Here is an 8,082-nt window from a genome sequence, read left to right as displayed (position 1 = left end):
GACAATCGCGTCAATCAGCAACTCGGGAATGCCGCACAGACCAAACCCGCCCGCGGAAATCAGCATGCCATCACGCAGCAAACCGTCCAGCGCCGCAGACGCGCTACCGTATACTTTCTTCATAGCGGACACCTCTTTCAGCCGTTTTGCACGGATATGAGGCGCAGCGCAGGCAAGAGTCAACGTGCCTGCCCCGGAAAGCGGCGGTTATTAGGATTACTACGTATGGGGCGGGTTTGATCCTGCCGCCACACCTATCTGAAAATAGCCATCTCTGAGAACGCCGTCATATCTGCCAGTTTTCAGACAGCATTTCTTGAAAGCACCGCTCGGATCCACAGGGGCAGGGATCGTTGCGTCCCAGTTTTTCGACCAGATAGACCTCGCCGCCGTGGGTTCTGCGCACGCCGCGTTTGACTTGGGTCTCAGACAGGAAACCCCTGCGGCGTTTCGACGTCCGCTCGAAAGGACGGCAGATCGTCATATTTGCGATGGCCGGTCATGGTCGCCTCCTTTCCTGATCCCAAAAGAAGGCACGTCTTAGCCGTGTCGCCGGGTGGCCGTCAACATCAGGCCGATTTTGCGGCCTTCTTCTTTGCCGGGGCTTTCTTGCGGCCCTTGCCTTTCTTGGCCGCCTTTTCCGCGATCAGTTCGACGGCCATTTCCATCGTGACATCCGCGGGCTCGACGCCTTTGGGCAGGGTCGCGTTCACCTTCTCCCATTTCACATAGGGGCCATAGCGGCCATCCATGACATTGACCGGGCCGCCATCGTTGGGATGTTCGCCCAACTCCTTGAGCGGTTTGGCCGCCGCGCGGCCACCTCCGCGGCTGGCAGCTTTCTTGGCCAGTTCCTCGACCGCGCGATTCATGCCGATGGTGAAGACGTCGTCGACCTCCTTGAGGTTGGCATAAAGGCGGCCGTGCTTGACATAGGGCCCATAGCGGCCGATCCCCGCCTCGATCATCTCGCCGTCATCCGGGTGTGGACCGACCTCGCGCGGGAGGCTGAGAAGTGTCAGCGCCTTTTCCAGATCCATGTCGTCGGCGGCCCAGCCCTTGGGCAGGCTGGCGCGCGGGGGTTTCTTGTTGTCCTCGGTGGCTTCGCCGCGCTGGACATAAGGTCCGAACCGGCCCGAGCGCAGGCTGATCTCGTCGCCCGCATCCTCGCCCAGTACCCGGTCGCCGCCCTCGGCCGCATCACCGCCGATGGGGCGGGTGTAACGGCATTCCGGGTAGTTGCCGCAGCCGACGAACCCGCCGGACTTCGACGTCTTGAGATGCAGTTTGCCCGTGCCGCAGAGCGGGCAGATCCGCGGATCGCTGCCATCTTCGCGCGGGGGGTAGAGCGTGGGGGCCAGGGCCTCGTCCAGCACGCTGAGCACCTCGGTGATGCGCAGTTCGGACGTCTCGGCAATCGCCGCCGAGAAATCGCGCCAGAACTTCGCCAGCACCTCTTTGTAATGCGCGTCTCCGGCGCTGATCACGTCCAGTTCTTCCTCGAGATCGGCGGTGAATTCGTAGCCAACATACTTGCGGAAGAAATTCAGCAGGAAAATGGTGACGATCCGGCCCTTGTCCTCGGGGATCAGGCGGTTCTTGTCCTTGCGGACATATTCGCGGTCCTGGATCGTGGTGACGATGCTGGCATAGGTCGAAGGCCGGCCGATCCCCAGCTCTTCCATGCGTTTGACCAGTGTCGCCTCGGTATAGCGCGGCGGGGGCTGGGTGAAGTGCTGCTCGGGCGTGACCTTGCGTTTCTCGGCGGTCTCGCCCTCCATGATCTGCGGCAGGCGCTTGTCATCGTCATCCACGACCGCGTCGTCGCGGCCTTCCTCGTAGACCTTCATGAAGCCCTCGAAAAGGATCACCTGACCGGTCGCGCGCAGGCCCACCTGGCCATCGGCACTGGCGATATCCACGGTGGTTCGCTCCAGCCGGGCCGAGGCCATCTGGCAGGCCAGCGTGCGTTTCCAGATCAGGTCATAGAGCTTGCGCTGATCCGCGTCGGTGGTCTTGATCTTCGATGCGTCGCGGGTCATGTCCGTCGGGCGGATACATTCGTGGGCTTCCTGCGCGTTCTTGGCCTTGTTCTTGTACATGCGCGGCGACTTGGCGACATAATCCTCGCCATAGCGGTCCTTGATGGCGTCGCGCGCGGCCATTACCGCCTCGGGGGCCATGTCGATGCCGTCGGTCCGCATGTAGGTGATGTAGCCCGCCTCATAGAGCCGCTGCGCCGCCGACATGGTCTGGCGCGCGCCCATGCCGAACTTGCGGCTGGCTTCCTGCTGCAGGGTTGAGGTCATGAAGGGCGCCGACGGATTGCGCGAGGCCGGTTTCGCCTCGACCGACTTGATCGTCAGGTCGCGGCTCTGGATCGCCTGCACAGCCAGTTCCGCCTGGGTTTCATTGGCGATGTCGTACTTGTCCAGCTTCTTGCCTGCCAGCACGGTCAGCCGCGCCTCGTATTCCTGGCCGCGCGGCGTGCCCAGGATCGCCCTGACAGACCAGTATTCCTGTGGCTTGAATGCCTCGATCTCCATCTCGCGCTCGACGATCAGGCGCAGGCAGACCGATTGCACACGGCCCGCGGATTTCGCACCCGGCAACTTGCGCCAGAGCACCGGCGACAGGTTGAAGCCCACCAGGTAGTCCAGCGCGCGGCGGGCCAGATAGGCCTCGACCAGGGGGCCGTCCACCTGGCGCGGGTTCTCCATCGCCTCAGTTACCGCGGATTTGGTGATCGCGTTGAACACCACGCGGCTGACCGGCGTGTCCTTCTTGATCGCCTTGCGTTTCCTCAGCGCCTCTTCGAGGTGCCAGCTGATCGCCTCGCCCTCGCGGTCCGGGTCGGTGGCGAGGATCAGCGCATTGTCGTCCTTGAGCGCGTCGGCGATGGCCTTGACATGTTTGCGGCTGTCGTAGCCGACCTCCCATTTCATCTCGAAATCGTTCTCGGTATCGACCGATCCGTCCTTGGGTGGCAGGTCACGTACATGTCCATAGGACGCCAGAACGGTATAGTCCGAGCCCAGATATTTGTTGATTGTCTTGGCCTTGGCGGGGGATTCGACAACGACAACGGGCATGGAAACTCCTTTCGACTCGGGACGAGGCTTATGGCGGCGGAACATGTGGGGTGGCAAGAGGAATTGTCAATGCACCCTGAAAAAGGCCTGTTCAGATTGGTGTTCGGTGGGAAGGTGGCGGCGATTGCGCACCGGGAGGCATACCGAGGATGTGCGGACACTGCCCGGTGCAGAGGTCAATCGGCCAGAGCGAGCAGCCCGCCGGCCTGGCGCTTGATTCGGCCTTCGAGCTCCAGGTCGACAAGCACAGGCGACACGTTATGTGCCGGTGCCGCAAGATCGCGGATCAGCTGATCCTCGGCGATGGGCGAGGGGCCCAGCCTCTGGAGGATCAGCGCGTGCAGGGTGGCCGTGTCGGCCTGCGGCCGAGAAACAACCGGCGCGGCCTGTGGTTGCTCCAGCGCGATTTCCATCTGTTCGGACACCGTTTCCGTCTGCGGCAGCGCCTCGATCACGTCGTCGGCATTGCGCACCAGCCGGGCCCCGTCGCGGATCAGCATATTGCAGCCGGCGGCGCGGGCATCGAACGGGTGGCCCGGTACGGCCAGCACCTCGCGCCCCTGATCCAGTGCGTTGCGCGCGGTGATGAGGCTGCCGGATTTCGCCGCCGCCTCGACCACGACCGTGGCGCGGGACATGCCGCTGATGATCCTGTTGCGGCGGGGAAAGTGGCGCGCTTGCGGGCTCAGCCCCATCGGCTGCTCTGACAGCCGCAGGCCGGATTGCGCGATGTCCCGGGCCAGATTGGTGTTTTCGGCCGGGTACATCACGTCGACGCCGCCGCCCAGCACGGCAATCGTCCCGGTGTCCAGCGCGGCCTGATGCGCCGCCGTGTCGATACCGCGTGCGAGGCCGGAGACGACAATATGGCCTTTTTCGCCCAATCCCGCGGCCAGGGCGCGGGCCATGCGCAGCCCCAGCGACGAGGCGTTGCGCGCGCCCACCAGGGCAATCATCGGGCGTTGCAACAGGGAAATGTCACCGATGGACCAGAATAGCGGCGGGGCATCGGAAATCTGCAGCAGATCCGGCGGGTATGCGTCGCTGCCGGCGCAGACAAGCTGCGCACCGGCGTCCCTTGCGGCCTTCAGCTCGGCCAGGACAACGCCTTCGGGGCAGATCTCGTATTCCTTGACGCCGGCGGCGCGGGCCACCTCGGGCAGCGCCTCGAGCGCGGCCTGCGCGGTGCCATGTTCGTGCATCAGCCTGAAAAAAGTGGAAGGCCCGACCCGGCGGGAGCGCAACAGACGAAGCCACGATATCCGATCATCTTCCGTGGTGGGTGGGAGTGGGGGGTGAGTGGAAGGATGTTCTAAATCCTCGGTCATCGTGACTCCGCCTGCTTGCAACACCAGTTCTATGTTCAGGGTGGTTAATGGGCGGTAAATCAGAATAAGCAGGGCGACCTGAAATGACGGAAACGACTCTAAGCCATTGAAATATAGATATTAAAAATTTGATTGAAATGAAGCTTGAAAGCTTGGGGGTTGCCCGGAATGTCCTTGGGCTCCCCATTTATGGCGAGGCAGAATTGGCGCCGCCCCATACCAGGCCCCGATAATCCGTTAAAGCTGCGCAAGCGGGTGCTCGCATGATTCCGGTTTACCGCGAAGGCGGCCGTTCATGGAGCGGGTGATGTGGCGGCCCGAAGCGGTCAGGTGCGAGTGCGCTGCCCGGTGACCAGCCACACGCGGTGGGGGATCTGCAGCAGGTCGACCGGGAACTTGCGGGCAAGCAAGGCGGCGTGCTCTGAATCAAAGCGCGTCACCGCGGCTGCGTCAAGGCTGGCGGATATGCCGGCACTAGCCCGGATGCGGCCTCGCCAAGCGGCGTGACTGTAGGGCTGTGTGAGGTCGAAGGACGCAGTTTCGATCCCGGCGAAACCGGCTCTGGCCAGATCGGCAAGCCAATCGGGATAAATACCGCTGCCACCCGCCCCGGCCCAATCGGGATTATGGGCGAGAATTAGGGCCTCGGTCGCGGCAACAACCGTTCCGGGCAAGGGCAGCCAGTCGAAATGTGCAATGATCATCCTCCCTCCGGGCCGGAGCAGTTGCGCGGCCCAGGCGGCGACACTCGCCCGGTCGAACCAGTGCCAGCATTGCCCGGCTGTGATCAGATCGAAGCTGCGCGCTGAGAATGGTGGTGCTTCGGCAGTGCCACAGACATAGGTGACAGAAACATTTGCCCGCGCATCGAGTGTCTTTGCCTGATCCAGAAGCCGCTGCGCCGGGTCGAGACCGGTCACCTCGAGACCGGTCAGCGCCAGCCCGCGGGCCACGGAACCGGTGCCGCACCCTAGATCAAGCGCGCGCTGGCCGGGCCGGGCAAACCCGCGATCGCGCAGAAGATCGAAAAAGGCGTGCGGAAACCCGGCCCGGTGCGCGGCATAGTCGGCGGCGGTTCGACCGAAATCGACGGCGGCGCCAAAATCGCGCATCGCCTGTGGGTCGATCGTGCCATCGCGGCCGCTCATGCGGCGGACCCGCCCACCGTCAGCCCGCCGATCATCACCGTGGGCTGGCCCACGCCGACGGGCACCCATTGGCCCTGCTTGCCGCAATTGCCCATACCGGGATCCAGCGCCATGTCGTTGCCGAGGGCGCGAATGTGTTTCAGGGCGGTTGCGCCGTCGCCGATCAGCGTGGCGCCCTTGACCGGCGCGCCCACCTTGCCGTTTTCGACGCGATAGGCTTCGGTGCAGGAAAACACGAACTTGCCATTGGTAATGTCGACCTGTCCGCCGCCGAAGCCCACCGCATAGATGCCGTCCCTGAGATCGGCCACCAGATCGGCCGCATCGGCATCGCCGCCCAGCATGTAGGTGTTGGTCATGCGCGGCATCGGCGCGTGGGCAAAGCTTTCGCGCCGCCCGTTGCCGGTGGGGGCAACGCCCATCAGGCGGGCGTTTTGCCGGTCCTGCATGAACCCCACCAGGACGCCGTCCTTGATCAGCACGTTCCTGCCCGAGGGCGTGCCCTCGTCATCCACGGTGATGCTGCCGCGCCGGTCGGGGATCGTGCCGTCATCCAGGACGGTCACGCCCTTGGCCGCGATCTGCTGGCCCATGAGACCGGCAAAAGCCGAGCTGCCCTTGCGGTTGAAATCCCCCTCCAGCCCGTGGCCGATGGCCTCGTGCAGCAGGATGCCGGGCCAACCGGGGCCCAGCACCACGTCCATCACGCCCGCCGGGGCCGGCACGGCATCGAGGTTGACGGTGGCGATGCGTAGCGCCTCGCGTGCCTTGGCCTGCCAGTCCGACGGGTCAAGCAATCCATCCAGGCCCACGCGCCCGCCACCGCCCGCCGTGCCGGTTTCGCGGCGGCCGTCCTGCTCGACGATGACCGAGACATTGACCCGGGTCATCGGCCGCGTATCCGATACCTCGGTCCCGTCCGGGCGCAGGATCGTGACCTCCTGATGCGCGGCGGCAATCGTGGCCGACACCTGGACCACGCGGGAATCCAGATCGCGGGCAAAGGCATCGATCTGGCGCAGGGTTTCCAGCTTGACCGGAAATGCCGCGCCGCTGATCGGGTCGACATCGGTATAGAGGCGCTTGTTGGTGCGGGCAGGGGCATCGGCCAGCGTGCCGCCGCCGGCGCCCACGGCAAGACGCGCGGTCTCGACCGCCCGTGCCAGCGCCGCCTCCGAAACCTCGGAGGAATGGGCATAGCCTGTGACCTCGCCCAGCACCGCGCGCAACCCGAACCCCTCGGAGGCGTCGTAGCTTGCGGTTTTCACCCGGCCGTCGTCAAAAACCAGCGCCTCGGCCCGGCGCCGTTCGATGAACAACTCGCCGTCATCTGCACCGTCGGTCGCCGACCGAAGCAGCGACAATGCCGCGTCGCGGTCAAGCGCGGTCTTGAAAGGGCGGAAGGAATTATCGCTCATGAGGGCCTCTTGTACGTGGGCAGGGACAAATTTTTTGATCCAAATCAAAAAAAGCGTCCGTTTGCCGCAATGGTCATTCTTGTCTGTTGACGTAGAATATGGTTTCTAACGGCGACGAAACAAAGGGATTCCGTGATCTGTCTGGTCCCATCCGTACAGACCGCCGGGAACCGCTTCAACCGATCTGGGTGCATTATGCGTTTTACAAAACCACTGCTGGCCGCGATGGCCGCTTCTTCTGCCCTCCCCGCTGCTGCGCAGGAAAACCTTGAAATCATTGGCAGGCCGGAAACGGGCGGCGTCGGGTTTCAGCCTGCCGCAACAGAACTGATGCGCGATATCGTGTGGCTGGACAGCATGGTTTTGGTCATCATCACGGTGATTTCGCTGTTCGTGACAGCGTTGCTGGCCTTTGCGATTGTCCGCTACAACAGCCGCGCCAACCCGAACCCGGCGAAATTCACCCATAATTCGCCGCTGGAGGTTGCCTGGACCGTCATCCCGATCGTGATTCTTGTGCTGATCGGCGCGTTCTCGTTGCCGGTTCTGTTCAAGCAGCAGGAGATCCCAGAGGGCGAGATCAACATCAAGGTGACGGGTTACCAGTGGTACTGGGGCTATGAATACACCGATCACGAGTTCGGCTTTGAAAGCTTCCTGATCGGCGAAGGCAAGGTGCTGAACGACGAGGTCGTGGCCGAACTGGAAGCGGCGGGCTATACCCGCGACGAATTCCTGCTGGCGACGGATACAGCCGTGGTCGTGCCGGTGGACAAGACCGTTGTGATGACCGTGACCGGCGCCGACGTGATCCATGCCTGGACGATCCCGGCTTTCGGCGTCAAGCAGGACGCGGTGCCGGGCCGGCTGGCGCAGCTCTGGTTCAAGGCCGAAAAGGAAGGCGTCTATTTCGGTCAGTGTTCCGAACTGTGCGGCAAGGACCATGCCTATATGCCGATCACCGTCAAGGTTGTCAGCCAGGAAGCGTATGACGCGTGGCTGAAGGGCGCGATCGACGAATATGCCGGTGATCCGTCGACCTTGCCTGCCGCGGTCAAGCTGGCCTCGGCCGAGTGAAATGACGGTGGTGGGATAA

At 63.5% G+C, this 8,082-nt stretch carries 6 protein-coding genes; 1 reads left to right on the top strand and 5 read right to left on the bottom strand.

Annotated features, from left to right (window positions below):
• The 5 genes from AAFO92_RS12785 to tldD form a co-directional block, all read right to left on the bottom strand.
• Positions 1-123 (bottom strand): CoA-transferase (locus AAFO92_RS12785; protein ID WP_347535689.1); only part of this gene is annotated, 123 nt, incomplete at its 3' end.
• Positions 124-569: 446 nt separating this feature from the next.
• Positions 570-3,092 carry a type I DNA topoisomerase gene (topA, locus tag AAFO92_RS12780; RefSeq protein ID WP_347535660.1) on the bottom strand — a complete coding sequence of 841 codons (2,523 nt, stop codon included), beginning with the start codon at positions 3,090-3,092 and terminating at the stop codon, positions 570-572.
• A gap of 176 nt (positions 3,093-3,268) precedes the next feature.
• Positions 3,269-4,420 carry a DNA-processing protein DprA gene (gene dprA, locus AAFO92_RS12775; protein WP_347535658.1) on the bottom strand — a complete coding sequence of 384 codons (1,152 nt, stop codon included), beginning with the start codon at positions 4,418-4,420 and terminating at the stop codon, positions 3,269-3,271.
• A 326-nt stretch (positions 4,421-4,746) separates the two neighbouring features.
• Positions 4,747-5,568 carry a class I SAM-dependent methyltransferase gene (locus AAFO92_RS12770; protein ID WP_347535656.1) on the bottom strand — a complete coding sequence of 274 codons (822 nt, stop codon included), beginning with the start codon at positions 5,566-5,568 and terminating at the stop codon, positions 4,747-4,749.
• Positions 5,565-6,986, bottom strand: a complete 1,422-nt coding sequence (gene tldD / locus AAFO92_RS12765; RefSeq protein WP_347535654.1) for a metalloprotease TldD — start codon at positions 6,984-6,986, stop codon at positions 5,565-5,567. The genes AAFO92_RS12770 and tldD overlap by 4 nt, the downstream gene beginning before the upstream one ends.
• A 195-nt stretch (positions 6,987-7,181) precedes the next feature.
• Here tldD and coxB point away from each other — a divergent pair, with 195 nt between their 5' ends.
• On the top strand, positions 7,182-8,063 hold the full coding sequence (gene coxB / locus AAFO92_RS12760; protein ID WP_347535652.1) for a cytochrome c oxidase subunit II: 882 nt from the start codon (positions 7,182-7,184) through the stop codon (positions 8,061-8,063).
• The last annotated feature ends 19 nt before the right edge of the window (positions 8,064-8,082 follow it).

Source organism: Roseovarius sp. CAU 1744, assembly GCF_039839345.1.
Taxonomy (GTDB): domain Bacteria; phylum Pseudomonadota; class Alphaproteobacteria; order Rhodobacterales; family Rhodobacteraceae; genus Roseovarius.
This window is presented reverse-complemented; position numbering and strand designations above follow the sequence as displayed.